21 protein-coding genes are annotated in these 23,668 nt (G+C 58.8%); 10 read left to right on the top strand and 11 right to left on the bottom strand.

Annotated elements, in window-relative coordinates:
• The first annotated feature begins 32 nt into the window (after positions 1–32).
• The 5 genes from cydP to H6A60_RS01240 all read left to right on the top strand — a co-directional run bounded on the left by cydP (position 33) and on the right by H6A60_RS01240 (position 3,843).
• Entirely contained in the window at positions 33–236 is a 204-nt protein-coding gene (cydP, locus tag H6A60_RS01260; protein WP_205101524.1) for a cytochrome oxidase putative small subunit CydP, read from the top strand.
• A gap of 42 nt (positions 237–278) precedes the next feature.
• Positions 279–1,829: a cytochrome ubiquinol oxidase subunit I gene (locus H6A60_RS01255; RefSeq protein WP_205101523.1), complete on the top strand. Its 1,551-nt coding sequence runs from the start codon at positions 279–281 to the stop codon at positions 1,827–1,829.
• 18 nt (positions 1,830–1,847) lie between these two features.
• Entirely contained in the window at positions 1,848–2,987 is a 1,140-nt protein-coding gene (cydB, locus tag H6A60_RS01250; protein WP_205101522.1) for a cytochrome d ubiquinol oxidase subunit II, read from the top strand.
• A gap of 158 nt (positions 2,988–3,145) precedes the next feature.
• Entirely contained in the window at positions 3,146–3,451 is a 306-nt protein-coding gene (locus H6A60_RS01245; RefSeq protein ID WP_205101521.1) for a cyd operon YbgE family protein, read from the top strand.
• Positions 3,448–3,843 (top strand): globin domain-containing protein, encoded by a 396-nt coding sequence (locus H6A60_RS01240; protein ID WP_205101520.1) that lies wholly within the window; start codon positions 3,448–3,450, stop codon positions 3,841–3,843. The genes H6A60_RS01245 and H6A60_RS01240 overlap by 4 nt, the downstream gene beginning before the upstream one ends.
• 38 nt (positions 3,844–3,881) lie before the next feature.
• Here the strand turns inward: H6A60_RS01240 and H6A60_RS01235 are convergent, their stop codons facing one another.
• Together H6A60_RS01235 and H6A60_RS01230 are read right to left on the bottom strand one after the other, a co-directional pair.
• Positions 3,882–4,442, bottom strand: a complete 561-nt coding sequence (locus tag H6A60_RS01235; protein ID WP_205101519.1) for a YaeQ family protein — start codon at positions 4,440–4,442, stop codon at positions 3,882–3,884.
• 97 nt (positions 4,443–4,539) lie between these two features.
• Positions 4,540–4,947, bottom strand: a complete 408-nt coding sequence (locus H6A60_RS01230) for a DUF4870 family protein (RefSeq protein ID WP_205101518.1) — start codon at positions 4,945–4,947, stop codon at positions 4,540–4,542.
• A gap of 107 nt (positions 4,948–5,054) precedes the next feature.
• Here H6A60_RS01230 and H6A60_RS01225 point away from each other — a divergent pair, with 107 nt between their 5' ends.
• From H6A60_RS01225 to H6A60_RS01210, 4 genes are all read left to right on the top strand, one after another.
• Positions 5,055–5,690: a hypothetical protein gene (locus tag H6A60_RS01225; protein WP_205101517.1), complete on the top strand. Its 636-nt coding sequence runs from the start codon at positions 5,055–5,057 to the stop codon at positions 5,688–5,690.
• On the top strand, positions 5,671–6,327 hold the full coding sequence (locus H6A60_RS01220; RefSeq protein WP_205101516.1) for a response regulator: 657 nt from the start codon (positions 5,671–5,673) through the stop codon (positions 6,325–6,327). The genes H6A60_RS01225 and H6A60_RS01220 overlap by 20 nt, the downstream gene beginning before the upstream one ends.
• A gap of 23 nt (positions 6,328–6,350) precedes the next feature.
• Complete coding sequence (locus tag H6A60_RS01215) at positions 6,351–7,688, top strand: ATP-binding protein (protein WP_205101515.1); 1,338 nt, start codon at positions 6,351–6,353, stop codon at positions 7,686–7,688.
• A gap of 202 nt (positions 7,689–7,890) precedes the next feature.
• Positions 7,891–9,345 carry a DegQ family serine endoprotease gene (locus H6A60_RS01210; protein WP_205101514.1) on the top strand — a complete coding sequence of 485 codons (1,455 nt, stop codon included), beginning with the start codon at positions 7,891–7,893 and terminating at the stop codon, positions 9,343–9,345.
• 175 nt (positions 9,346–9,520) lie between these two features.
• Here H6A60_RS01210 and H6A60_RS01205 read toward each other — a convergent pair whose 3' ends face one another.
• The 6 genes from H6A60_RS01205 to H6A60_RS01180 all read right to left on the bottom strand — a co-directional run bounded on the left by H6A60_RS01205 (position 9,521) and on the right by H6A60_RS01180 (position 17,929).
• Positions 9,521–10,801 carry a dicarboxylate/amino acid:cation symporter gene (locus H6A60_RS01205; protein WP_205101513.1) on the bottom strand — a complete coding sequence of 427 codons (1,281 nt, stop codon included), beginning with the start codon at positions 10,799–10,801 and terminating at the stop codon, positions 9,521–9,523.
• Between the two features lie 210 nt (positions 10,802–11,011).
• Positions 11,012–11,680: a TetR/AcrR family transcriptional regulator gene (locus H6A60_RS01200; protein WP_205101512.1), complete on the bottom strand. Its 669-nt coding sequence runs from the start codon at positions 11,678–11,680 to the stop codon at positions 11,012–11,014.
• Positions 11,680–13,143: an efflux transporter outer membrane subunit gene (locus tag H6A60_RS01195; protein WP_205101511.1), complete on the bottom strand. Its 1,464-nt coding sequence runs from the start codon at positions 13,141–13,143 to the stop codon at positions 11,680–11,682. Before H6A60_RS01195 ends, H6A60_RS01200 begins: the two co-directional genes overlap by 1 nt.
• A 111-nt stretch (positions 13,144–13,254) precedes the next feature.
• Positions 13,255–16,416: an efflux RND transporter permease subunit gene (locus tag H6A60_RS01190; protein WP_205101510.1), complete on the bottom strand. Its 3,162-nt coding sequence runs from the start codon at positions 16,414–16,416 to the stop codon at positions 13,255–13,257.
• Positions 16,417–16,434: 18 nt separating this feature from the next.
• Complete coding sequence (locus tag H6A60_RS01185; protein ID WP_205101509.1) at positions 16,435–17,625, bottom strand: efflux RND transporter periplasmic adaptor subunit; 1,191 nt, start codon at positions 17,623–17,625, stop codon at positions 16,435–16,437.
• A 91-nt stretch (positions 17,626–17,716) separates the two neighbouring features.
• Positions 17,717–17,929, bottom strand: a complete 213-nt coding sequence (locus H6A60_RS01180; RefSeq protein ID WP_205101508.1) for a hypothetical protein — start codon at positions 17,927–17,929, stop codon at positions 17,717–17,719.
• Between H6A60_RS01180 and H6A60_RS01175 the strand changes: the two genes are divergently transcribed.
• Positions 17,916–18,563, top strand: coding sequence for a MarC family NAAT transporter (locus tag H6A60_RS01175; RefSeq protein WP_205101507.1), 648 nt, complete (start codon positions 17,916–17,918; stop codon positions 18,561–18,563). The genes H6A60_RS01180 and H6A60_RS01175 overlap by 14 nt on opposite strands.
• Before the next feature lie 75 nt (positions 18,564–18,638).
• Here H6A60_RS01175 and glmS read toward each other — a convergent pair whose 3' ends face one another.
• The 3 genes from glmS to H6A60_RS01160 all read right to left on the bottom strand — a co-directional run bounded on the left by glmS (position 18,639) and on the right by H6A60_RS01160 (position 23,520).
• Positions 18,639–20,468, bottom strand: coding sequence for a glutamine--fructose-6-phosphate transaminase (isomerizing) (glmS, locus tag H6A60_RS01170; RefSeq protein WP_205101506.1), 1,830 nt, complete (start codon positions 20,466–20,468; stop codon positions 18,639–18,641).
• A gap of 32 nt (positions 20,469–20,500) precedes the next feature.
• Positions 20,501–21,865 carry a bifunctional UDP-N-acetylglucosamine diphosphorylase/glucosamine-1-phosphate N-acetyltransferase GlmU gene (gene glmU, locus H6A60_RS01165; protein WP_205101505.1) on the bottom strand — a complete coding sequence of 455 codons (1,365 nt, stop codon included), beginning with the start codon at positions 21,863–21,865 and terminating at the stop codon, positions 20,501–20,503.
• Between the two features lie 143 nt (positions 21,866–22,008).
• Positions 22,009–23,520, bottom strand: coding sequence for a high affinity choline transporter 1 (locus H6A60_RS01160; RefSeq protein WP_205101504.1), 1,512 nt, complete (start codon positions 23,518–23,520; stop codon positions 22,009–22,011).
• Between the last annotated feature and the right edge of the window lie 148 nt (positions 23,521–23,668).

Here is a 23,668-nt window from a genome sequence, read left to right as displayed (position 1 = left end):
AGCTATAGTCGTTATCAATGGCGAATTCAGATATGACAGAAAAAGACAACTCCGCTCGTCGTCCGCGGCTTCTCTTTGAGATTGCCGCGGTTATCGCCTGCAAGCTGCTTTTTATTTTCTGCCTCTGGTATTTCTTCTTCAGTCCAGCGCACCGGCCTGAAGTGACGCCGCAGACCATGAGCAGCGTGATTTTCGGTGACGTTGCCGAAACGACTCCGGCAAAGCCTTCCCGCTGATCTCTCAGCATTCGATTCAAAACACATCAGGAGAAGTCTGCAATGATCCCCTCTGATCTTGTCGACCTGTCGCGCCTGCAGTTTGCGCTGACCGCGATGTATCACTTCCTCTTCGTGCCTCTCACGCTCGGGCTCTCATTCATGCTCGTCGTGATGGAAGTGACGTATGTCGCCACGGGCAAGCAGCTCTATAAAGACATGACCCGCTTTTGGGGCAAGCTGTTCGGTATCAACTTTGCGCTCGGCGTTGCGACGGGCGTAACGATGGAATTCCAGTTCGGCACGAACTGGGCCTACTACTCGCACTACGTCGGCGACATCTTCGGCGCGCCGCTCGCGATTGAAGGTCTGATGGCCTTCTTCCTGGAATCGACCTTCATCGGCCTCTTCTTCTTCGGCTGGGACCGTCTCTCCAAGGGCAAGCACCTCCTTGCCACCGTTCTCATGGCGCTCGGTTCAAACCTCTCGGCGCTTTGGATTCTCGTTGCCAACGCCTGGATGATGGATCCGGTCGGCGCGTCGTTCAATTTTGAAACGATGCGAATGGAGATGACGAACTTCTGGGCGGTTCTGTCGAGCGAATGGGCACAGGCGAAGTTCGTTCACACCGTCGCCGGCGGCTATATGACGGGCGCCTTCTTCGTGATGGCGATTTCCGCCTACTATCTGCTGCGCCGCCAGGACGTCAAATTTGCGACCTCAAGCTTCCGTATGGCTGCACTCTTCGGTGTCGTTGCCACGATCATGACCGTGCATATGGGGGACGAATCCGCCTTTCTCGTGACGCGCGATCAGCCTACCAAGATCGCCGCGATGGAAGCCGTGTGGGACACCAAGGAGACGCCTGCGCCGCTCGCGCTCTTTGCACTCCCCGACCAGGAAGCGCGCACGAACCACGCTGAAATCGAAGTACCCTGGCTCTTTGGCATTATGGGCACGCGTTCACTCTCAACCCCGATTCCGGGCATCAATCAGCTTGAAGCGCAGGCGCTCGAGCGCATCGAACGCGGACAGAAGGCGCTTGCCGTTCTTGAAACGCTGCGTCAGGATCCGAAGAACGAGTCGCTTCGTGCCGAATTCACGTCGCTCAAGGATGATCTCGGCTTCGGTCTGCTTCTGAAGCGCTACACCGACGACGTGCAGAATGCGACCGACGAAATGAAGAAGGCGGCCGCCGCCTCGACGATTCCGCAGGTTGCCCCGATGTTCTGGGCTTTCCGCCTGATGGTGGGTTGCGGCCTCGTGATGGCGCTTGTCTTCGTGCTCGGCGTCTTCTTCTCGGTTAAGAAGTCCCTTGCGGAAAAGCCTTGGTTCCTCAAGCTCACGCTCATGGCGCTGCCGCTGCCGTGGATCGCCTGCGAAGCCGGCTGGTTCGTCGCCGAATACGGCCGTCAACCCTGGACCATTTACAACGTGCTTCCGACGCATCTGTCGGTCTCGGCGCTCGGCGCCGGCGAAGTGCTTGCTTCGCTGATCGGCTTCGTGGTGCTCTACTCGGCGCTTCTCGTCGTCGAAATGTGGCTGATGATCCGCTTCGGCCGCAAGGGCCCGAGCTCGCTCGGTACCGGCCGCTATCACTTTGAACAGAAATAAGACCGGGAGTACTCGAAAATGATCGATTACGAAATCCTCAAGGTCATTTGGTGGCTTTTCATCGGCGTGCTGCTCGTCGGCTTCGCCATCATGGACGGCCAGGACATGGGCGTCGGCACGCTGTTGCCCTTCCTTTCGAAGGACGACGCCGAGCGCCGCGTCATGATCAATTCCGTCGCTCCGCACTGGGACGGCAATCAGGTCTGGCTCATCACGGGCGGCGGTGCCATGTTCGCAGCATGGCCGCTCATGTATGCCGCTGCCTTCTCAGGCTTTTACTGGGCGATGCTCGTTGTTCTGCTCGCTCTTATCCTTCGCCCGGTCGGCTTCGACTACCGCAGCAAGGTCTCCTCGAACAAGTGGCGCACGAATTGGGACTGGCTTCTTTTCATCGGCTCGGCTATTCCGCCCGTGATTTTTGGTGTTGCCTTCGGCAACCTGCTTCAGGGCGTGCCCTTTGAGATCGACGCGACGATGCGCCCGATCTACACGGGGAGCTTCTTCGGCCTTCTCAATCCGTTCGGGCTTCTTTGCGGCGTGCTGTCGCTGCTCATGATCGTCTTCCACGGCGCGAACTACCTCGTTCTTCGTACGGAAGGCGCCCTGCAGGCGCGCGCTCGCAGCGTTGCCGTTGCGACTGGCATTCTGAGCGCAATTCTCTTCGTGCTCGGCGGCGTCTGGACCTACATGGGCATCGACGGTTATGTCGCGACAGCGGGCCTCGACCCTGCTGGACCGGCGAATCCGCTTGCCAAGACCGTTGAGCTGCAGAGCGGCGCTTGGTTTGCCAACTATGCGGCGCTACCCGTTCTATGGCTCATCCCGGCCGTTGGCGTCCTCGGTGCACTCGCTGGTGTCGTCATGATTCGCGCCAACCGCGCGTTGGCGGCGATTATCTGCTCGTCGGCGTCGTTGCTCGGCATCATTCTGACGCCGCTCGTCTCCATGTTCCCGTTCGTCATGCCGTCTTCGACGATGTTCAACGCCGGTCTTACGATCTGGGACTGCACGAGCTCGCAGCTCACGCTTGAGATCATGCTCTTCGTTACGCTGATCTTCCTGCCGATCGTGCTTGTCTACACGAGCTGGGCTTATAAGGTCATGAGTGGCAAGCTTTCGACGAAATACATCGAAGAAAACACACATTCGCTCTACTGACGAAAAGCACCTGTCCGTCCGAGCCGCTGAGTGTGTGCTCGGACGGCTCGACAACCTCTCTAAACAAACGAGGCTAACGATGTCTTACTTCTACTGGCTCATGGGCCTTTGCTTTGCTGTCATGCTCGCCGCGCTGATCGAAACGGCTTTCTCGCGCAATGAAGACAACTGATGCGTCAGCGGCATCGAACGCCAAAAGCCCGCTGCTCACGCTCTGCCGCGTGTTCACCTTCACGGCCGCACTTGGGTTCATGGCACTCATTGTCATTTACCCGAGAGCGATTGCCGACGACATGTCGAGCGTTCCGCACGGCGCGCTCGTCGGTCTGCTCTTCGGCATGAGCATTGCCTGGGTGTGGGGGCTCGGGTTTGTTCCGAAGCGTCCAGCGTTGCGGCTGCTTTTTTCGCCTTGGTTGGCCTGGGCGCTCATGCTCGTCTTTTCCTGGATCATCTTTATTAAATGACGCAACCACCGAAGAGCAGCACTTTCTACGAGAGGATGGGCGGCGATTCCGGCGTCAAAAAGCTTGTGAGCGCGTACATGCGGATCCTTCAAAGTGACCCGCAGGCGACCGAACTGCTGAAATGCTATGAGCGCATATCGCTCGAACGTTACGAAACGCGACTCGGCGAATTTCTATCCGGCTGGCTCGGCGGCCCCGCGCTCTATCAGTCGAACCATGGCATGCCGATGCTGCGGGAAAGCCACCGCAGCATCCGCATCAGTCGCTCGCTCATGATCGCGTGGGTCGGCTGTATGCAAAAAGCGCTTGAAGAAACTGTTGAAGACCCTGCGTTGCGGCTTCACCTCGCGGGGCGCTTCACGAGGATGGCCGAGAGTCTCGTCAACGCTTAGCAGAACAACTTTTACGCCGAAAACGCTACGATCGCTCGTCAGCGATCGTAGCGACCACGCTCGCGCTGCAGCCAATCGAGATCGATCTGGATGTTGCACGCGTCCGAACTCACCCAAATCGTGCCGTCCTGAATAGTGACGGCGAGCTTCATATTGCGTTCACACATCCTGTCGAGTGCTTCGCTTGCAGCATCCTTGACGGCGATGACGGTAAGTTTGAGGATCTTGCCCATTTCGCCCGCATTGGCTTCCCACCAGGGACCGATGCGGGCTTCGTCATAGGCGAGCACCGTAACGTGCTCGCTGCGGCCCGCAGCCTTTCTTACAGTACGCACATCGGGTGTACCGAGCTCTATCCAGCTCACGATGCTGCCGGTGTCGTCAATTTCCCAGAGCGCGGGCTCGCCTTCCGTTGAAAGGCCTCGACCGAATTCGAGTTTTTCGCCGGCATGCAGACAGAAGGCAAGAATGCGTAGCATCAGCCGCGTTTGTGTTTCGGAAGGGTGCCGAGCAACGGTAAGCACATGCTCCGCGTAGTAGTTTCGGTCGAGGTCCGAGAGAGCTATGTTTGCTTTGTAGACCGTTGCGCCCAGTGCCATGATTCGATTTCTCCTACGCCGTATATCTCAAGTATGTCCGGCGCAAGAGTATACGCTCGGGAAGCGCTACTGCCCGAGCCTCGAGACCTGATTCGGATTACATCGACACGGCGTCACGACGAGCAAGCCTCACCCAGCCGTAAATGATTCGGTAGGCCACCCAGATGCCAAGAACGAGCAGACCCACAATCAAAATGAGGAATCCGACGCCGAAGAATGCAAGCGGCATGCCGATGAGATAAATGAGAACGAGCCAAAGAAGCGCAAACCAAAACGTTCGGATTTGCCAGGAAAAATGTGTCTCGAGGTACGTCCCGCGCGCATCACCTCTGAAGATGTAGTTAAGAATCACAGCGAGGATCGACGGCGCCGAAAAAATGAACGCCCCAACGATTGTCGCACCCGCCGTCAATAGCCCGGCAAGGATCGATACCGTGTGAAGTCCATAAACGATGTTGGCGACCGCAAACGTGCCGCTCGAGGGTTCATACTGAGCCGGAACCATGGGTTTTCCTTATTGCGCATCGGGCTCTTTCAAAGAAAATGAACGCTTTTCGATTGCGCTCCGCCCCCATTGTATGTGACCTTGCCGCGCAGCAGAGGTGCCGTTAGATGCTTTTTCCCGAACTGTCCGCCCCAGTGAGCGCATTCTTCACTCAAGCTGTTCAGACTGCGGATGTCTTCATCGTTTTCTGCGTCGGCTTCTTCGACCAAGAAATCGGCGCCGTGCTCGCGGGACTTTTCTCTCGAGAAGCCGTCGCTCAACCTTTCGCGCTAATTGCAGCCGCGTTCGCCGCTGGCCTTCTGCGCGCCGCGCTTCTCTTTGAGGCAGCGGCACGCGGAACTGCCGCGATTGCGGACGACCCGCAATCACATACCGAAAAGCTCCGTATCCGACTGCGACACACGCCTTTCCTTTGGATAGCGGGCTTACAATGCTGTTTTGCATTCCGCTGGACGTTGCCCGTCTTGTGCGCGAATTTCCGTATCGGTCGACTATGCTTTTACGGCGCCTCGGCTGCGGGACTCGCGGCGTGGTGCGGCGCCCTCGCCTTTGCAGCCCGCTTTTGGCTCGATCTTGTCTACCCTGGGCTCCTTGGCCGAGCCGAAGCCTCGCGAGTCATGCTGGGCCTCACGGTCGCGGCCATTGTTGCCGTTATTGTGGTCAAGGCCGTCTCGCGCCGGTGGGCCGAACGCCTTCAATCAAACAAGAGAACATCCGACAACCATGAGAATCCTGCTCGTTGAAGACGATGAAATGATCGGCGAAAGCGTTGTGGCCGGTCTTGAAAGCGAAGACTATGCTGTCGACTGGGTTAAGGACGGCGACTCCGCCCTGATCGCAATGAACACAACGCCGTTTTCGCTCGTCATCCTCGACTTGGGGCTGCCCGGAAAGGACGGCATTCAGGTTATTCGCGAATTGCGCGCGCGCCGCAATCCGACGCCGATTCTCGTGACTACGGCGCGCGATACGGTCGACGACCGCATCCGCGGCCTCGACAGCGGTGCGGACGACTACCTCATCAAACCCTACGATTTGGACGAACTTTCCGCGCGCATTCGCGCGCTGCTGCGCCGCTCGGCGGGGCGTGCCGATCCTATCATCGAGCGGGGCGAACTGCGTATTTCGCCCGCTACGCGCGAAGTCACTTACCGCGGCCAGCCCGTTATTTTGTCCTCCAAGGAGTATGCGCTTCTCGCCGCGCTCGCCGAACGCCAAGGCGTCGTCTGGAGCCGCTCGCAGCTCGAAGAAAAGCTCTACAACTGGGACAACACCGTCGGCTCGAACGCCATTGAAGTGCACATTCATCATCTGCGCAAGAAACTCTCCGACAGCGCTATCAAAACGGTGCGCGGCGTGGGCTACCTCCTCGAAACCTAAAACGCCTCGGGCACATTCGAGCGATGACCTCCATCCGCAGAAAGCTTCTGCTCACGCTGATCGGCGCGCTGCTCGCCGCTGGTTTTGCCGCGGCGACGGCGACCTTTTTTTCCGCACAGGCGGAATTCAATGCGTTTCTTGACACGCACTTGAAGGAAACGGCGGACTCGCTTGGCGAGTCCGTTCGTCAAAATCTGCCCTTTGCCTCACCATCGCATCTGACGATTGTCGGTGACGCCCCGACCTATAAAACGGTCATCCAGGTGTACGACTCGGCAAGTGGCAGTCTCTGGCGTCGCGACGGCACCCCCGCGCTGCCGCTGCCCGAAGGTCCGGGGTTTTCACTCGAGAAAATCGAAGGCAAGACCTGGCGCACATATTCCGTGAGTGCGGGCCCGCTTATCATCACCGTTGCGCAAGATGTAGCCGTTCGAACGGAACTCGCCGCCACGGCCGCGTTCCGCATTCTGCAGCCGCTTTGCTTTCTTTTGCCCTTTATCGGCATTGCAGTCTGGATTGTGGTCGGCAGCGGCCTTGCGCCTTTGGAACGCACCGCCCGCTCGGTAGCCCGGCGTTCGCCCACATCGCTCACCCCCATTTCCACCAAGGGCCTCCCGACAGAACTCGCCGGGCTCGTGAATGCCATCAATCAGCTTCTCGAGCGCCTCGGCGAAAGCCTCACCGCGCAGCAGCGCTTCGCTTCGGACGCTGCCCACGAATTGCGCACGCCACTCACGGCACTCAAGCTCCAGGTTCAGCTCGCGCAGCGAGCAAAAACGCCTGAAGCGCAGGCCAAGTGCTTCGTTCGCCTCAATGAGGGCATCAACCGAGCCACCCGACTCGTGCAGCAGCTTCTCACGCTCGCACGTCTCGACCCCGACGCCTCCAAAAAGCCGATGAGCACGATCGAGCTCGCGCCGCTCGTGGCGAGCATCAGCGAAGACATGGCGCCGATCGCTCAGCAAAAGTCGATCTCAATTACGCACAACGCGCAGCCCGCGCAGCTCGACGGCATGGAAGACGCCATTCGGCTTATGGTTACGAACCTTACCGACAACGCCATTCGCTACACGCCAGAAGGCGGCCGCATAGAACTGCGCTGCTTCACGCGCAACGGGCTTTCCGTCGTAGAAGTCTGCGACAACGGCCCCGGCATCGCCCCCGAAGAGCGTCAGCGCGTTTTCGACCGCTTCTATCGTGCGCTCGGCACCAAAACTTCGGGTACCGGTCTCGGACTTGCCATCGTCAAGCGCATCGTCGACATCCATCGCGGCACGATCGAAATCGACGATGGCCTCGACGGCAAAGGGACCACGTTCCGACTCACGTTCCCGCCTTTGGGCGCTTCGCAGCCGGTCTAGCCGAACGCTTTTCAGTCGCGCAAGAACGAGTTGCCGCCCCGTTAGCGGTTCTGTTACAAATTTAACGTCCTTCATACAGGCTCGCGCGCGAAAAAAGGGAAGTCCGCCTCAAAAAAGACTAGAGTTGAATCCGTCCACATCAAGCATGCTGCACGGACTCAGGACGGCATGCGTCATCGATCAGGCGGAGAAGAAAAAAGAAATGAAAACCACCTTTATGAAGTCCACTTTGGCTGCGGCCTGCTGTGCCGCACTTGCGCTTGGCGCGGCTTTCGTCCCGGCCGAGCCTGCGCACGCAATCTCTTTCGGCTCGAGCGAAACAAAAGCGGAACTGCCCGATTTCGTCAAGCTTGTTGAAGAAAACGGCCCCGGCGTCGTCAATATTTCCGTCATCAAGAATGCCCGTACGGTCGACGTACCCGGCTTCGGCATCCCCGGCTTTGACGAACGTCACGCCGAGATTTTCCGCCGCTTCGGCTTCCCGATGCCCTTTGAATTTGGCGGCGGTAAGGAACGTATTCCCGAACAGCGCGGTACGGGCTCGGGCTTCATTATTTCGGCCGACGGCCTCATCATGACCAATGCCCACGTCGTTGAAGGCGCCGACCAAATTCTCGTTCGCCTGACCGACAAGCGTGAATTCCAGGGCAAAGTGCTCGGTACCGACAAGCAGACCGACATTGCCGTCGTCAAGATTGACGCCAAGGACCTTCCGGTGCTCAAGATCGGCGATTCGAGCCAGCTCAAAGTCGGTCAGTGGGTGGCCGCCATCGGTAGCCCCTTCGGACTCGACAATACGGTGACCGCAGGCATCGTCTCGGCGCTTTCGCGTAACCTCCCGAGCGACCAGTATGTGCCGTTCATTCAGACCGACGTCGCCGTGAACCCCGGCAACTCGGGCGGCCCGCTCTTCAACATGCAGGGCGAAGTTGTCGGCATCAATTCGCAGATCTTCTCCACGTCGGGCGGCTTCATGGGCCTCTCCTTCGCCATTCCGATCGACCTTGCCATGCAGGTGAAAGACCAGCTCGTCGAGAGTGGCTCCGTGACGCGCGGCTACGTCGGCGTCTACATCCAGGAACTGACGCAGGAACTCGCCGACAGTTTCGGCCTCAAGACGCCGCAGGGCGCACTCGTGACCAAGATTGAAAAGGACAGCCCTGCCGAAAAGGCTGGCCTCAAGGAGGGCGACGTCATTACGAGCTTCAACGGCAAGAAGGTCACCTCCTCGGTGACGCTGCCGATGATCGTGAGCACGATGAAGCCCGGAACCAAGGCCGACATGACGGTCGTGCGAGACAAGAAGGAAATGACGATCAGCGTCACGGTCGGCACCAACGCCAAAGCTGCCCAGGAAGCTGCGGGCGCGGCCAATTCGCATAAGCTCGGCGTGACGGTTCGTCCGCTCACGAAGGAGGAACTCGTGCAGGCCGATACGTCCGGGCTTCTTGTCGAACAGGCTACGGGCTTTGCTGCGAAGAACGGCATCATGCCCGGCGACATCATCGTGAGCGCCAACGGCAAGCTCGTCAAGAGCGTCTCCGACCTGCAGGCGGCCTGTCAGAAGGATCAGGTGCTGCTCCTCGTGCAGCGTCAGGGCGGCCGCATTTTCGTACCGATTCGCTTCACGGATGACGAAAAGGACGCCAAGAAGTAACGCGTCAAGCGATTGACATCTTGAGACCGCCCGATGCGGTCTCAGAGGCAAATCGAAAAGCTCCGGAGAGAGCAAACTCTCCGGAGCTTTTCATATTTATACATCGACCTTCCCGAACCTCTCAGCCGATCGCGAGCAGCCGACGTCGAAAGGTTTCCACGAGACGATGCAGGCCTTATCGCGTCCGGTGTCGTCCGAGCACGGCATCAAGCTTGGTGTTGTCGACCTGCTTGCACCAGTGCCCCACGACGACGCAGGCGATGCCATTGCCGATCATGTTAGTGAGCGCTCGCGCTTCCGACATAAAGCGGTCGATCCCGAGAATGAGTGCCAAGCCAGCAACGGGCACGTGCCCTACCGCCGAGAGTGTAGCGGCAAGCACAATAAAGCCCGAACCGGTCACGCCCGCCGCACCCTTCGAAGTGAGAAGGAGGACGAGCAGCAGCGTGATCTGCTGACTCATCGTCATGTCGACGTCGCACGCCTGTGCGATGAAGACCGCAGCCATCGTCAGATAAATTGCCGTACCGTCAAGATTGAAGGAATAGCCCGTCGGGATGACAAGCCCCACGATCGAGCGGTCAACCCCAGCCTGCTCCATCTTGGTCATCATGCGCGGCAGCACCGATTCCGAAGACGAGGTGCCGAGCACGATGAGAAGCTCCTCCTTGATGTAGCTGATGTAGCGAGTGATCGAGAAGCCGTGCCAGCGGCAGATGATCCCGAGTACAACAAAGATGAAGAGTAGACAGGTGATGTAGAAAGTCCCCATGAGCTTCGCAAGCGGTATGAGCGAAGCAATGCCGTACTTACCGATCGTGAAGGCCATAGCGCCGAAAGCACCGAGCGGCGCAACGCGCATGATCATGCCGACGATCTGGAAAAGCACGAAGGAGCTCTTTTCAATCACGTCGAAAATGAGCGTGCCGCGACCGCCGAACTTGTGCAGCGCAAAGCCAAAGAGGAGCGAGAAAAAGAGAACCTGAAGAATTTCGCCTTCAGCGAAGGCGCCGACCACAGTGACCGGGATGATGTTCATCAGGAACTGCGTCGTCGTCTGCATCTTGCCCGGTCCAGCATAAGCAGACACCGCCGACTGATCGAGCGTACTCGGATCGACGTGCATGCCAACGCCCGGCTGCACGGTATTGACGATGAGCAGGCCAATCACAAGCGCCACTGTCGAGACGATTTCAAAGTAGAGCAGCGCAAGACCACCCGCTTTGCCAACCATCTTCATGTCGCTCATACCCGCAATGCCTGTCACTACCGTACAGAAAATCACAGGCGCGATAATCATCTTGATGAGGCGAATAAAACCATCGCCGAAAGGCTTCATCTGTGCGCCGATATCTGGAAAGAACATGCCGAGAAGCACGCCGATCACGATGGCGCAGATCACCTGAAAATAGAGCACCTTGTAGATAGGCGTTCGTTTGGCGGAAGAACCTGCCATGGCGGAATTCCCTTGTTTTTATGCAATCAAATCCGTGAGCGTCAGGGAGCGGGCCTCGTGCGCCGTGCCCTGCGCATCATGCAAACGGTTGGAAATTTTACGCAGAATCGAAGTACAACCTTGCGCAAAACTCCGTACCAATTACAAAAAAGCGGACCGAACGGCCCGCTTTTTTGCATGATTTGCGCCGAAGATCCCAACTGGGGGTTCTCAACCTCTGCCGATCGTCTCCCGGATGACGGACTCGAGCTCGATTCCGCGCCACGACGCGACGTCGCACTGCACCATCAGAATGAGGCGGTCGACAACCACTTTACGCAGCACCTCGCGGTCGAGGTCGGGCATGAAAAGGATCGTGCCGCGGAGCGCTTCGAGAAATGCGCGGCTGATCGCAATCTGCGCCGTAAGAAGCTTGAGATCGGGCTCCGCACCGTTTTCGCGCATGTCCCCGGCAATGTGCTCGAGAAGGTAGTTGCGAAGGCGCTGATCGGCCTTGAGCTTGATCTCACGCACGCGCGGATTGACGAGCGCTTCGCTCGCGATGAAAATCGAGATTCGAACCGACTCGGGATCGAGATAAGCGTCCACGACGCGCTCGATGCAGAGGCGGGTGCGCTTATCTCGGTCGAGCTCCTTGTCGGACTCGTTCTCGCGCAGCATCTCCAAGAAGGCCTGCGTCTGGCGCTCGACGAGCGCCTCCACAATCGCTTCCTTGTTCTGGAAATAGTTGTAGAGATTGCCGAGACTCTTGCCGCTTTCGCGCGCAACATCGCGCAGCTTCAGTTGATGCAGCCCCTGCGCCTTCACGCAGCGCTCGGCTGCATCAACAATTTCCGCGCGGCGCTGCTGAACCATGTCGAGCGTCGCTTCTGCAGGCATCAGCCTTCTCCACCTGTCGGCTGCGCCTCCTGGACCGAGGCCTCGTCTTCAGGCAGAACCGAGCCGCCGCCGAGCACCTTGTAGAGCGTCACGAGGCTCGAAGCGCGCGAAAGTTGCGTCGAGATCAAGACCTGCTTGGCTGCAACGGCCGTGCGCTGTGCGTCGAGCACTTCGGTGTAGGCCGCGGCACCAGCCTTGTAGCGCGCGTCAGAAAGTTCGTACGTCTTCTGCGCGGCATCCGCATACTCTTCGCGTGCCTTCATTTCGCGCTCAACGGTACCTTCCGTAGCGAGCGCATCACGCACCTCGCGGAATGCCGTCTGAATCGTCTGCTCGTACTGCGCCACGGCAATTTTCTGCGTGGCTTCAGCCGCGCGCAGATTGGCGAGGTTCAGCCCCCCCGTGAAGATCGGAATGGTGAAGTTCGGCGTAAAGCTCCACATCCCGGAGCCGCCGCTGAAAAGATCGGAAAGGTCGAGCGCACTCGAACCGATCCCTGCCGTGAGACTGAAGCTCGGGAAGAAAGCGGCACGCGCAGCACCGATCTGCGCATTGGCCGAAAGCATGCCGCGCTCGGCGCTCCAGATGTCGGGACGGTTGAAGAGCACTTCGCTCGGAAGCCCTTCGGGGAGCGACGCTGGGAGCGTTGCATTGAGTTCAAGTCCCGTCGGCAGGAGCTTCTCGTCAACAGACTTGCCGACAAGAAGGTCGAGCGCGTTCTTGTCCTGGGCCACGGCGCGCACGTAAGAGGCGATCGCCGCGCGGGCGGCCGTCACGGTCGTGCGGGCCTGCTCGAGGTCGAGGCGACTCGCGGCGCCGGCCTTGAAGCTCTCTTCCATGAGCTTGTAAGTTTCTTCCTGGCTCGCGAGCGTTTCTTTCTGGAGCGCAAGCTGCGCGCGATCGGCGCCGAGCGTGAGCCACGCCATGGCGATTTCAGCAATGAGCGAGCTCTGCGCCGTGCGGTGTGCGTCTTCGCTCTGCAGATATGCCTGCAGCGCCTGTTCGTTCAGGTTGCGGATGCGCCCGAAGAAATCAATTTCGTAGCTCGTCATTGCGAGCTGCGCGGTGTAAGTGTGCGTCGTCGAGCTTTCGCCGAGCGCGCTCGTCGTTTCAGGCGTGCGCTGCGCGGTTTCCTGCGCAACGGCCGCTACAGTCGGGAAGAGCTCGGAGCGCTGCACGCCGTACTGGGCGCGGGCGAGCTCAACATTGAGTGCTGCCTGGCGCAGACTGCGGTTGTTCTTGAGGCCCTCTTCAATCACCGTCTTGAGGCGCTCGTCACAGATGAAATCCTGCCACCGCGGCAGGCTTGCGCGCTTCATTTCGGAAACAGCGTAGGCTTCGCCGTCCTGCGGCCACACCTCTTCAATGGGCGAAGCCGGACGTTCATAGGTCGGCGCAAGATTCACGCAGCCCGCAAGCAGCAGCGCGGCAGCAAGGGGCATCAATCGAAGCATCTTGTTCATTTTCTTTTCTCAGGATCCGCATTCGTCGCCTGCGGATGGGTCTTCGAATCGTCGTCGAGGCGAGTCCGATTCGCCCCGACGACATTTCATTTTATTGGCGCGATCGTCCGATCAGGCGGCCTGCGCAGGAGCGGAGGGATCCTGCGGCTTCTTACGGCTGAAGAAGCTCGAGAACTTCACCACCATCACGTAGAAGGCCGGCACCATCGCCACGCAAAGGACTGTACCGGTCACCATCCCGCCGAGCACGCCGACGCCGATGGCATTCTGCGCGCCCGAACCAGCACCATGCGCAACGGTAAGCGGGAAGACGCCGAGACCGAACGCAAGCGAGGTCATCAGAATCGGACGCAAACGCAGGCGGACGGCTTCAAGGGCCGCATGCACGGCATCTTTGCCCTGAGCCATCAGGTCCTTGGCGAATTCCACAATCAAAATGGCGTTTTTCGACACCAGACCGACCGTTGTCAGCAGACCCACCTTGAAGTACACGTCGTTGTGCATGTCAAGCAGCCACGTGAGGCCGAGCGCGCCGACGACGCCGCAGGGTACCACGAGCAGCACCGCGATAGGCACGGACCAGCTTTCATAAAGCGCGGCCAAGCAGAGGAAGATCACGAGCAGCGAAATCGCATAAAGCGATGCCGCCTGGTCGCCTGCCTGACGTTCCTGGAAGGAGATGCCGTTCCATGAAATGCCGTAACCCTGCGGGAACGTGCGCTGCGCGATCTCGATCACCGCATTCATGGCCTCGCCCGAAGCAACGCCGACGGCGGGGCTGCCCTGAATATTCACGGCAGCAAGACCGTTGAAGCGTTCAAGACGCGGGCTGCCGTACTCCCAGCTCACCGAGGTGAAAGCCGAAAGCGGAACCATTTCGCCGCTGTTGTTGCGAACATGCCAGCGATTGAGGTCCTCAGGCTGCATGCGCGAGCTCGCGTTGCCCATCATCCAGACCTGCTTAACGCGGCCGCGATCGATAAAGTCGTTCACGTACGTGCCTGCGAGCGCGGTCGAAAGCGTGCTGTTGACGGACGCAACGTCGAGACCGAGTGCGGAGAGCTTCTCGTAGTCGACATTGAGGCGCATCTGCGCGGTGTCGTCCATACCATTGTGGCGGACCATGGTGAGTCGCGGATCCTTCGCGGCTTCAGCGAGGAAGGCATTTCTCACGTCCATGAGCTTGGCGTGCCCCTGGCCCGACAGGTCCTGGATGTAGAAGTCAAAGCCGTCGGCGACACCGAGTTCCGGCACCGCAGGGAGCGGGAAGATGAACGTGCTCGCGTTCATGAATTCCGGACTCATCATGAGGGGGCCCATGACGCGGCGCTGCATAGCCGTAACGCTCTGGCTGTCGTCGGGTCGCTCGGACCAATCCTTGAGCTTCAGGAAGCCGAGGCCCATGTTCTGCCCGGAGCCGGCGAACGAGAACCCGCGAACGACGAAGTACGAGTCGAGTACGTTTTCCTCGGTCTTCGCGATGAAGCTTTCAATGCGCTTCACTTCGCGGTTCGTGCGCTCCATTGAGGCGCCCTGCGGCAGCTGAATCTGCATGAGCGCCACGCCCTGGTCTTCCGCCGGCATAAAGGCAGAAGGAATCTTCATGAAGCCCAGAACGACGCCAGCAAGCACGAGCGCGTAGCAGATGAAGACGACGACCGGGTGCTTGATGAGGCCTTCAACAAGATCGCGGACCGCGTTCGTCATGAGTTCGAACCCGCGGTTGAACCAGCCGAAGAAGCCGCCCTTTTCCATGTGTTCGCCGTGGTCGATCGGCTTAAGCATCGTCGCGCAGAGCGACGGCGTGAGCGTAAGCGCTATCACGACCGAGAGCGCCATGGCAGAGACGATCGTGATGGAGAACTGACGGTAGATCACGCCCGTTGAGCCGCCAAAGAAGGCCATCGGGATGAACACGGCCGAAAGTACCATGGCGATGCCGACAAGGGCGCCCGTAATCTGGCCCATCGACTTCACGGTCGCATCGTGCGGACTCGAGCCGTCTTCACGCATCACGCGCTCGACGTTCTCGACAACCACAATGGCGTCGTCAACGAGCAGACCGATGGCAAGCACCATGGCGAACATGGTAAGCATGTTGATCGAGAAGCCCGTAATCGCGAGCATTGCGAACGTGCCGAGCAGAACGACCGGAACGGCAATCGTCGGAATGATCGTCGCGCGCCAATTCTGCAGGAAGAGGTACATAACGAAGACGACGAGGATGATAGCCTCAACGAGCGTCTTCACCACTTCATGAAGGGCGGCGCGAACGAACGGAGTCGTATCGAACGGGTAGACGACTTCCACGCTCGGCGGAAAGTTTGGACGCATCGATTCGACTGCAGCAACGACGGCCGCCTGCGTTTCGAGTGCATTCGAACCCGAAGCGAGCTTGATAGCCATACCTGCCGATGGATAGCCGTTGTACGTGCCGAAGGCCGTGTAGCTTTCCTGACCGATCGCCACCTCAGCGACGTCCCTTAGATAAACGTTGGCGCCAGCCTGCGTGACTTTGAGCAGGATGTTGCGGAACTCCTCAGGCGTTTCGAGCATGCTCGCCGAAGAGATCGTCGCGGTGTATTCCTGACGGCCGTCAGTAGGCTGTCCGGCGATGCTGCCCGTCGAAACCTGCGCGTTCTGCGCTTCGACGGCGGAGATCACGTCCGCGGGTGTGAGCTGATACTTCACAAGCTTATCCGGATCGAGCCAGATTCGCATGGCGTACTGCGCACCGAACACCTGCGCTTCACCGACGCCCGAAACACGGGCGAGCGGCTCCTGCATGTTGGCCACGAGGTAGTCGCCCAAGTCGGTGGCCGAAAGCGAATGGTCCGTACTGATGAGACCGACGAGCATCAGGAAGTTAGCCGACGTCTTTTGAATCGTCACGCCAAGGTCCTGCACCACCTGCGGCAGCGAGGTGATGGCCGTCTGAATCTTGTTCTGGACCTGCACCTGCGCCATGTCGGGGTTCGTGCCCGCTTCGAACGTCACCGTGATCGAAATGCGGCCCGACGAGTCGGATTCGGAGCTCATGTACATGTAGCCGTCGAGACCCGTCAGGTTCTGTTCGATGATCTGCGTCACCGAGTTTTCGATCGTCTGAGCCGAAGCGCCGGGATAGGTCGCAGTGATGGAAACCTGCGGAGGCGCAATTTCGGGATACTGGCTTACCGGCAGCGTCGAGATCGACAGCAAGCCGGCAAGCATGATCACGATTGCAATCACCCAGGAGAAAACCGGGCGATCAATAAAAAAACGTGAAAACATAATCCAACCTGCTCCCGATTAGAAGATGGGCTTGGGTTCGGGAAGCGTCTTCGGATCAAATTCCTTGGCATTCACAGTTGCGCCCGGCTTGGTGCGCTGGAAGCCTTCGTACATCACACGCTCACCCGCCTTCACGCCAGAGTCGACAAGCCAGTAGGTGCCAATCGTCTGCGACACGGAAACCATGCGCTGCTCGACTTTGTTGTCGGGCGTAACGATGTAGACATAGGCGTTGCCGCGCGTGTCGCGCATGACGGACTGCATGTGCAGCAGAATGCCGTCGGGACGCGTGCCTTCTGTGAGCTTGGCGCGAACGTACATACCGGGCAGGAGATCCTGGTTCGGATTCGGAAACACGGCACGAAGACGGACGCTGCCGGTCGTTTCATCGACCTGCACGTCCGTAAAGGTGAGTTTGCCTTCCTGCGCGTAAGTGGTGCCATCGGCAAAGGTGAGCTTCACGGGAGCGCTGCCATCGGGATTGACCTTGAGCGTGCCCTGCTCGATTTCGCGCTTGTAGCGCAGAAGCGCTTCGGCTGTCTGCGTAACGTCGACATAGATCGGATCGAGCTGCTGCACGTTCGTAAGCGCCGCGGTCTGATAGGCCGAAAGCAGCGCGCCTTCGGTGAATTCGGAACGGGCGATGCGGCCCGAAATCGGCGAGCGCACCTTCGTGTAGTCGAGGTTGATCTTCGCCGAGACGACGGCGGCTTCGCCCGCCTTCACGCTTGCTTGCGCGGTCTTGAGAGCAGCCTGCGCGGCATCGTCGGCCTGTTTGGAAACGGCGTTGACCTTCAACAGGGCCTTGGAGCGCTTCGCATCGGCCTGAGCCTGAACGAGCGTAGCGCGCGCCTGCGCGAGCGAAGCTTCGGCGCTCTTCAGAGCCGCTTCATATTCGGCAGGATCGATCTGATAGAGCTGATCGCCTGCTTTCACTTCCTGGCCTTCGGTAAAGAGGCGCTTCTTGAGGATGCCGTTCACCTGCGGACGGACTTCGGCGACATAGTAAGCGTTCGTGCGACCCGTCAGAACCGTTTCAATCTCGATTGGCTGGGCCTTAGCCGTAACGACCTTCACCTCCGTCGGCGGCATTTCCCGCGCTGCAGCAGCCGTCCCCGCAGCACCCTGCTCTTTGCAGCCTGTCAGCGCCGCAGTAGCGCTCACGGCGCAAACAAGGGCGGCATAAAGCATTTTTCGATGTAACAGCATCTTTTCGTACCCTGTTGGTTTTCTTTCTTTTTGCAATCCGATATCGGGCATTCTGAAGGCTGAACAATCGTTCAGAATGCGGATTGCGTGATTATGGCACAAGTCCTATTGCAATGGCTTTCACGTCTTGAAACAAATCTCGAAAAATTGTTTTCTTTCTTTCGGTCGGCTCGATACAATGGCCGCCTATCCGACGAAATTCAATCCGGACGGCGGTTGCCCGATCATTCGGGCTCTTTTGCCGCATGTCGCTCATGCGGCGCATCGCCCAGCCAGGCGCCTGAAACATCATGCTGGAAGCCATCCACTTTCAATACTTCCTCGGCGGTCTCATCTCTTTGCTGACGATTACAAATCCACCTTCGAAGATTCCGCTCTTCATCAGCCTCACGCAGGGCATGAGTCCCGAGCAGAAGATTGATCAAGCCAAATGGGCTGGCATTTATTCGGCCGCCATCATGCTTGTGAGTCTCGCGGGCGGCAACATCCTCCTCACATTCTTCGGCATTTCCTACGGCGCCATGCGTATTGCAGGCGGCCTCGTCGTTGCGGCAATCGGCTACCAGATGCTCTTCGGGGGCAACTCGCCCAACAAAGCGCCGATCGTGCGACGCGACAAAGACGACTACTCGTTCTTCCCGATCGCCATGCCGGGCATCGCGGGGCCGGGCACCATTGCCGTCGTAATCGGCTTTTCGACCGAAATCGTCGAACTCGACGACTACGTTGACATGGCAATCGCCTTCGCGTGGACGGCGCTCGCAATCGTGGCAACGGCAGCCACCTCGTGGTTCGTCATGCGATACGCCGACGTCATCACCCGCCGACTCGGCCCCTCGGGAACACTCGTGCTCGGCAAGCTCATGGGCTTCCTCCTGATCTGCATCGGCGTACAGTTCGTGGGCTCGGGCATCCGCACGTTTGCCACGGGCGGCTGATCGATCCGCACTCAAGGCAATAATGCCCCGGTTTCTTTCGAGAACCGGGGCATTTTCACGTGCAGTACCGCGTTGCTATTCAACCGTTACGCTCTTGGCGAGATTGCGCGGCTTATCGACGTCCGTGCCGCGCACAAGCGCCGCATGGTACGCCAGGAGCTGCAACGGCACGACGTGCAGGATGGGCGAAAGGTCGCCATAGTTTTCAGGGAGTCGAATGACGTGCATGCGCTCGTCGGCTTCGATGGACGAATCGCCGTCGGCGAAAACGTAAAGCTCACCGCCACGCGCCCGCACTTCCTGCATATTCGACTTGAGTTTTTCAAGGAGCTTGTCGTTCGGCGCCACCGTCACGACGGGCATTTCGCGGTCCACAAGCGCGAGCGGCCCGTGCTTGAGTTCGCCCGCGGGGTAAGCCTCGGCGTGGATATAGCTGATTTCCTTGAGCTTCAATGCACCTTCTAGTGCAATCGGATAGTGAATGCCGCGCCCGAGGAAGAGCGCGTGCTGCTTCGTGGCGAAGCGCTCCGCCCAGGCGATCACCTGCGGCTCGAGCGCAAGAACAGCCTGAAGCGCCGCCGGAATGTGGCGCAGGCGACGCAGCGCTTCGTCTTCGGCTTCGCTCGATAGACGACCCTTCGTTTTTGCCAGCGTCAACGCAAGCAGGTAAAGCGCCGCAAGCTGCGTCGTAAAGGCCTTGGTGGACGCAACGCCGATTTCAACGCCCGCACGCGTGATGTAATGCAAGCGCGTTTCGTTCACCATGATCGAAGTTGCCACATTGCAGATCGCAAGCGAATTCTTCATCCCGAGCTCGTCACGCGCGTGACGAAGCGCCGCCAGCGTATCGGCCGTTTCCCCCGATTGCGAGATCGGCACAACGAGCGTGTCCGGATCAGGAACGGAAACGCGATAGCGATACTCGCTCGCAATTTCCACGTCGCACGGGATACCCGCAATGGCCTCGATCCAGTACTTGGCTGCGAGCCCCGCATAGTAGGACGTGCCACAGGCGAGGAACAACAAACGCTTCGTCTGCTCGAAAATCGGCCGCGCGTCGGCACCAAAGAGCGTCGGCGAAATGCTCGCAAGCCCTTCGAGCGTGTCACCGATGGCCCGGGGCTGCTCAAAGATCTCCTTCTGCATGTAATGACGATACGGCCCAAGGTCGACTGCGCCTGAATACGCATGAACAATCTTTTCCGCACGCTCGACAGGCTTGAAGCCGCAGCCCTCGCGAGCAAAGATGCGCCGTCCTTCCGGCTTGATTTCACAGACATCGCCCTCTTCAAGATAGACGATTCGATCGGTAATGCCTGCAACGGCCATCGCATCGGAAGCGGCGAACATTTCGTTTTCGCCGACACCGACCACCAGTGGGGAACCCTGTCGCGCAACCACGACGCACTCGGGCTCATCACGGCAGATAACGGCAATACCGTAGCTGCCTTCTAGCTGCACAATAGCCTTTTTGACCGCTTCGAGCAGATTGCCTTCATAGCAGTCGTTAATGAGATGCGCAAGCACCTCAGTATCTGTCTGACTCGTAAATTCAAAGCCTTTTTGCTCAAGGCGCGCTCGAATCGACTCAAAGTTCTCGATGATCCCGTTGTGCACTATGCCGATGAAGTCGCGCGAAAAATGCGGATGCGCATTGCACACTTCGGGAGCACCGTGCGTCGCCCAGCGCGTATGCGCAATGCCCGTCTTCGCCTCGAGCTTTTCAGCCTCTGCCTGCTCAACGAGTTCGCTCACGCGAGCCACGGAACGCGCGCGGTGCAGACCCGCATCATCCACGGTAGCAACACCGCAGGAATCGTATCCGCGGTATTCAAGACGTCGAAGGCCCTCGAGCAGAATCGGAACAATATTTCTGTAGCTCGCGGCAGCAACAATCCCACACATAGTTGTCTTGTCTCCCAGTTAGTTCTCTGTCGTCAGGCTTTCTTCGTCGGTCGATGCCAGCCTTCGATTGTCGTTTGCCTGCTGCGAGCAAGCGTGAGCTTGCCCTCGGGCGCCGCCCTCGTAATCGTCGACCCCGCACCAATCGTGGCGCCGTTACCAATGACAACAGGGGCGACGAGCTCGGTGCCCGAACCAATGAAGGCATCGTCGCCGATCACGGTACGGAATTTGTTCACACCGTCGTAATTGCAAGTAATTGTGCCCGCCCCGACATTGACGCGCTCGCCCACGGTTGCGTCGCCGATGTAGGTGAGGTGATTCACCTTGGAGCCCGATCCGATTTCGGATTTCTTCACTTCGACGAAATTGCCGATGTGGTTTCGCCCGGCGAGCGTCGCTCCCGGACGCAAGCGCGAATAAGGCCCGACGCGCGACTGCGCACCGATATCGGCCCCCTCAATATGGCAGAAGGGCAAAACCTCCGTACCCGCGCGAATGACGGCATCCTTGACGATACAGTTGGCGCCGATGCGAACACCACTCTCAAGAACGACTCGACCTTCAAACACGCAGTTGACATCGATTTCCACGTCCTGCGAGCAGAGGAGCTCGCCGCGGATGTCAATTCGCGCCGGATCGATCAGCGTGACGCCCGCGTCAAGGAGTGCATCTGCCTGCGCGCGCTGCCAGGTGCGCTCGAGCTGCGCGAGCTGGCGCTTGGAGTTGACGCCTTCTACTTCGTAAACATTCTCCGGATGTACTGTCGCAATCCTCGAACCTTCGCCCGCAGCCAAACCGATCACATCCGTCAGGTAGTACTCGCCCTGCGCATTGGTATTCGTGAGTGCCGAAAGCCAAGCTTCGAGTTTCGCGGTCGGCAATACCATGATCCCGGTGTTGACTTCCCTGATGAGCTTTTCTTCGGCCGTCGCATCCTTTTCTTCAACAATCGAAGTTACGCGACCAAACTCATCGCGCACGATGCGCCCGTAACCCTTCGGGTTGTCAAGCTTCACGGTGAGGAGAACGAGATCGTTCATCCCACACTCCTCGCGCATGGCCGCGATCGTCTTTTTCGAAAGGAGCGGCACATCGCCGAGGCACACAAGCGTGTGAGGATCGCCCGCGCAGAGGTGGGGCACCGCAGTCATCAGCGCGTGACCGGTCCCGAGTTGCGGTTCTTGAAGCGCAAAGACCAAGTCGTCGCGCTCGTCGTAACGTGACTTCACTTCGTCGGCGCAATGGCCAACCACCACCACGCTCGGCGCCTCGCTGAAACCTCTGGTCGTCTCGAGCACATGGTCGAGCATCGGGCGCCCGGCAATCGGCTGAAGGACTTTCGGAAGCCTGGAATGCATGCGTTTGCCCATGCCTGCAGCAAGAATGACGATATTCATTTCTTCGATCTTGTGTTTTTCGATCGCCGCTTTTGAGGCCGCGCTCGTCTGATTGGCTGAGATTCAGGGCATTCTAAAAGAACAAGCCATGCGTGAGCATGGCTTGCATCAAGGGTTATTCGTGACGATTGTTTATCGTCCTATTACGTCGAAGCGGAAGCCGCAGCCGGCGCAAGTGCGGGATAGCCTTCCGTCGCCTGAGCGCCGAGGGCCTGCTCAGCCTTCATCTGGCGCTCGAGACGAAACTTGCGATTGCCCTCCGTCGGCAAAAGCGAGCCGACCACCATGCCGATGCCGGCAACAAGGAAACCACCCAAAACATTCGGGAAGACCTCGCCCATCGGCGTCCAAGTAAGGAGCGACCAGCAAATCGTGCCGAAGAGGATCGACACGTAGCAACCCTGGCGTGTAGCCTGCTTCCAGTAGAGTCCGCAGACAAGCGGCCAGAAGGCACCGACCACCGGGAACTGGTAAGCCATCGCCACCATGTCGTAAATCGCTGCGCCTTCAAGTGCAATCGAGTAAATGAGCACAAAGAGCGCAAAGAGCGCGAGCGTCACACGCATCGTGCGCAACATATTCTTCGGATTGAGCTTCACGAAATGCGGCAGCACGTTTTCGACAAAAGTCGTCGAGGGCGCGAGCATCGTCGCCGAAGCAGTCGACATCACAGCCGAGAGCACGGCGCCAAAGAAGATGACACGCAGCCAAATCGGCATGTGGTCGCGCACGAGCGTCGGCAGCAACTGCTGCGGGTCCTCAGCAAGGAGCTTTCCGGAAACGTCGGGCATCGCCAATACGGCGGCAACAACGATAAGCATCGGCACGAAGGCAAAGAGGATATAGACCGAGCCGCCGATAATCGGACCAGCAACCGCTGTGCGAACGTCCTTGGCAGACATAACGCGCTGGAAAACGTCCTGCTGCGGAATCGAACCAATCATCATCGTCATGGCAGCCGAAATCCAGAAGAGCCAACCTGTGGGCGTCGGCTCGGGCAACGCGTGGAAGAGATTCTTTTCGCGAGCGTACTCGACGACATTACTCATGCCCCCCGCAAGGTCGGCCGCAAAGAAAAGAATCGCAACGAGCCCCGCAACGATGATGATCATCTGGAAGAAGTCCGTCCAGGCGACCGACCACATGCCGCCCACCATCGTGTAAAAGAGCACGACGACAGCACCGATCACCATGCCGGCCGTCACGGAAATCATGCCTTCGGTAATAAGGTTCAGCACGAGACCGAGCGCCGTCACCTGAGCCCCTACCCAGCCGAGGTACGAAATGACGATGGCGATCGAGCAGAGCATCTCCACACCCGTGCCATACCGATCGCGATAAAAATCACCGATCGTCAGGATGTTGAGACGATAAAGCTTCTGGGCGAAAAACGTGCCCACAAGAATAAGCGCCATACCGGAACCGAACGGCTCCTCAATGACGCCGGCAATGCCGCTTTCAATAAAGCGCCCCGGCAGCCCGAGAATGGTTTCGGATCCGAACCACGTGGCAAAAGTCGCCGTAATGACCATGGGCAGCGGAAGGCTGCGACCGGCAAGCGCGAAGTCGTTCGTATCTTTTACGCGTCGGGATGCCCAGACGCCGATGCCGATCGTAACGAGGATATAGAGCAGGACAAAACCAATCAGCGTCATCTTAATAATCCTTCTAAAAAAACGACGTTGAACGGTGAAACGGCTGGCGCCGTTTCCTTTTTATTGATCAGATTCGGGCGAATTGTATGATCAGACTACCTGAACGCTTGTTACAGGACGTCTTTTTTTTGTCCTCAGCCCACCCAAT

The sequence above is a fragment of the Sutterella massiliensis genome (assembly GCF_016899755.1).
Taxonomy (GTDB): Bacteria; Pseudomonadota; Gammaproteobacteria; order Burkholderiales; family Burkholderiaceae_F; genus Sutterella; species Sutterella massiliensis.
This window is presented reverse-complemented; position numbering and strand designations above follow the sequence as displayed.

Bases quoted from the DNA above. Each gene is read 5' to 3' on its own strand.
- cydP (WP_205101524.1), top strand. From the start codon at position 33: ATGACAGAAAAAGACAACTCCGCTCGTCGTCCGCGGCTTCTCTTTGAG.
- H6A60_RS01255 (WP_205101523.1), top strand. From the start codon at position 279: ATGATCCCCTCTGATCTTGTCGACCTGTCGCGCCTGCAGTTTGCGCTG.
- cydB (WP_205101522.1), top strand. From the start codon at position 1,848: ATGATCGATTACGAAATCCTCAAGGTCATTTGGTGGCTTTTCATCGGC.
- H6A60_RS01245 (WP_205101521.1), top strand. From the start codon at position 3,146: ATGAAGACAACTGATGCGTCAGCGGCATCGAACGCCAAAAGCCCGCTG.
- H6A60_RS01240 (WP_205101520.1), top strand. From the start codon at position 3,448: ATGACGCAACCACCGAAGAGCAGCACTTTCTACGAGAGGATGGGCGGC.
- H6A60_RS01235 (WP_205101519.1), bottom strand. From the start codon at position 4,442: ATGGCACTGGGCGCAACGGTCTACAAAGCAAACATAGCTCTCTCGGAC.
- H6A60_RS01230 (WP_205101518.1), bottom strand. From the start codon at position 4,947: ATGGTTCCGGCTCAGTATGAACCCTCGAGCGGCACGTTTGCGGTCGCC.
- H6A60_RS01225 (WP_205101517.1), top strand. From the start codon at position 5,055: ATGCTTTTTCCCGAACTGTCCGCCCCAGTGAGCGCATTCTTCACTCAA.
- H6A60_RS01220 (WP_205101516.1), top strand. From the start codon at position 5,671: ATGAGAATCCTGCTCGTTGAAGACGATGAAATGATCGGCGAAAGCGTT.
- H6A60_RS01215 (WP_205101515.1), top strand. From the start codon at position 6,351: ATGACCTCCATCCGCAGAAAGCTTCTGCTCACGCTGATCGGCGCGCTG.
- H6A60_RS01210 (WP_205101514.1), top strand. From the start codon at position 7,891: ATGAAAACCACCTTTATGAAGTCCACTTTGGCTGCGGCCTGCTGTGCC.
- H6A60_RS01205 (WP_205101513.1), bottom strand. From the start codon at position 10,801: ATGGCAGGTTCTTCCGCCAAACGAACGCCTATCTACAAGGTGCTCTAT.
- H6A60_RS01200 (WP_205101512.1), bottom strand. From the start codon at position 11,680: ATGCCTGCAGAAGCGACGCTCGACATGGTTCAGCAGCGCCGCGCGGAA.
- H6A60_RS01195 (WP_205101511.1), bottom strand. From the start codon at position 13,143: ATGAACAAGATGCTTCGATTGATGCCCCTTGCTGCCGCGCTGCTGCTT.
- H6A60_RS01190 (WP_205101510.1), bottom strand. From the start codon at position 16,416: ATGTTTTCACGTTTTTTTATTGATCGCCCGGTTTTCTCCTGGGTGATT.
- H6A60_RS01185 (WP_205101509.1), bottom strand. From the start codon at position 17,625: ATGCTGTTACATCGAAAAATGCTTTATGCCGCCCTTGTTTGCGCCGTG.
- H6A60_RS01175 (WP_205101507.1), top strand. From the start codon at position 17,916: ATGCTGGAAGCCATCCACTTTCAATACTTCCTCGGCGGTCTCATCTCT.
- H6A60_RS01180 (WP_205101508.1), bottom strand. From the start codon at position 17,929: ATGGCTTCCAGCATGATGTTTCAGGCGCCTGGCTGGGCGATGCGCCGC.
- glmS (WP_205101506.1), bottom strand. From the start codon at position 20,468: ATGTGTGGGATTGTTGCTGCCGCGAGCTACAGAAATATTGTTCCGATT.
- glmU (WP_205101505.1), bottom strand. From the start codon at position 21,865: ATGAATATCGTCATTCTTGCTGCAGGCATGGGCAAACGCATGCATTCC.
- H6A60_RS01160 (WP_205101504.1), bottom strand. From the start codon at position 23,520: ATGACGCTGATTGGTTTTGTCCTGCTCTATATCCTCGTTACGATCGGC.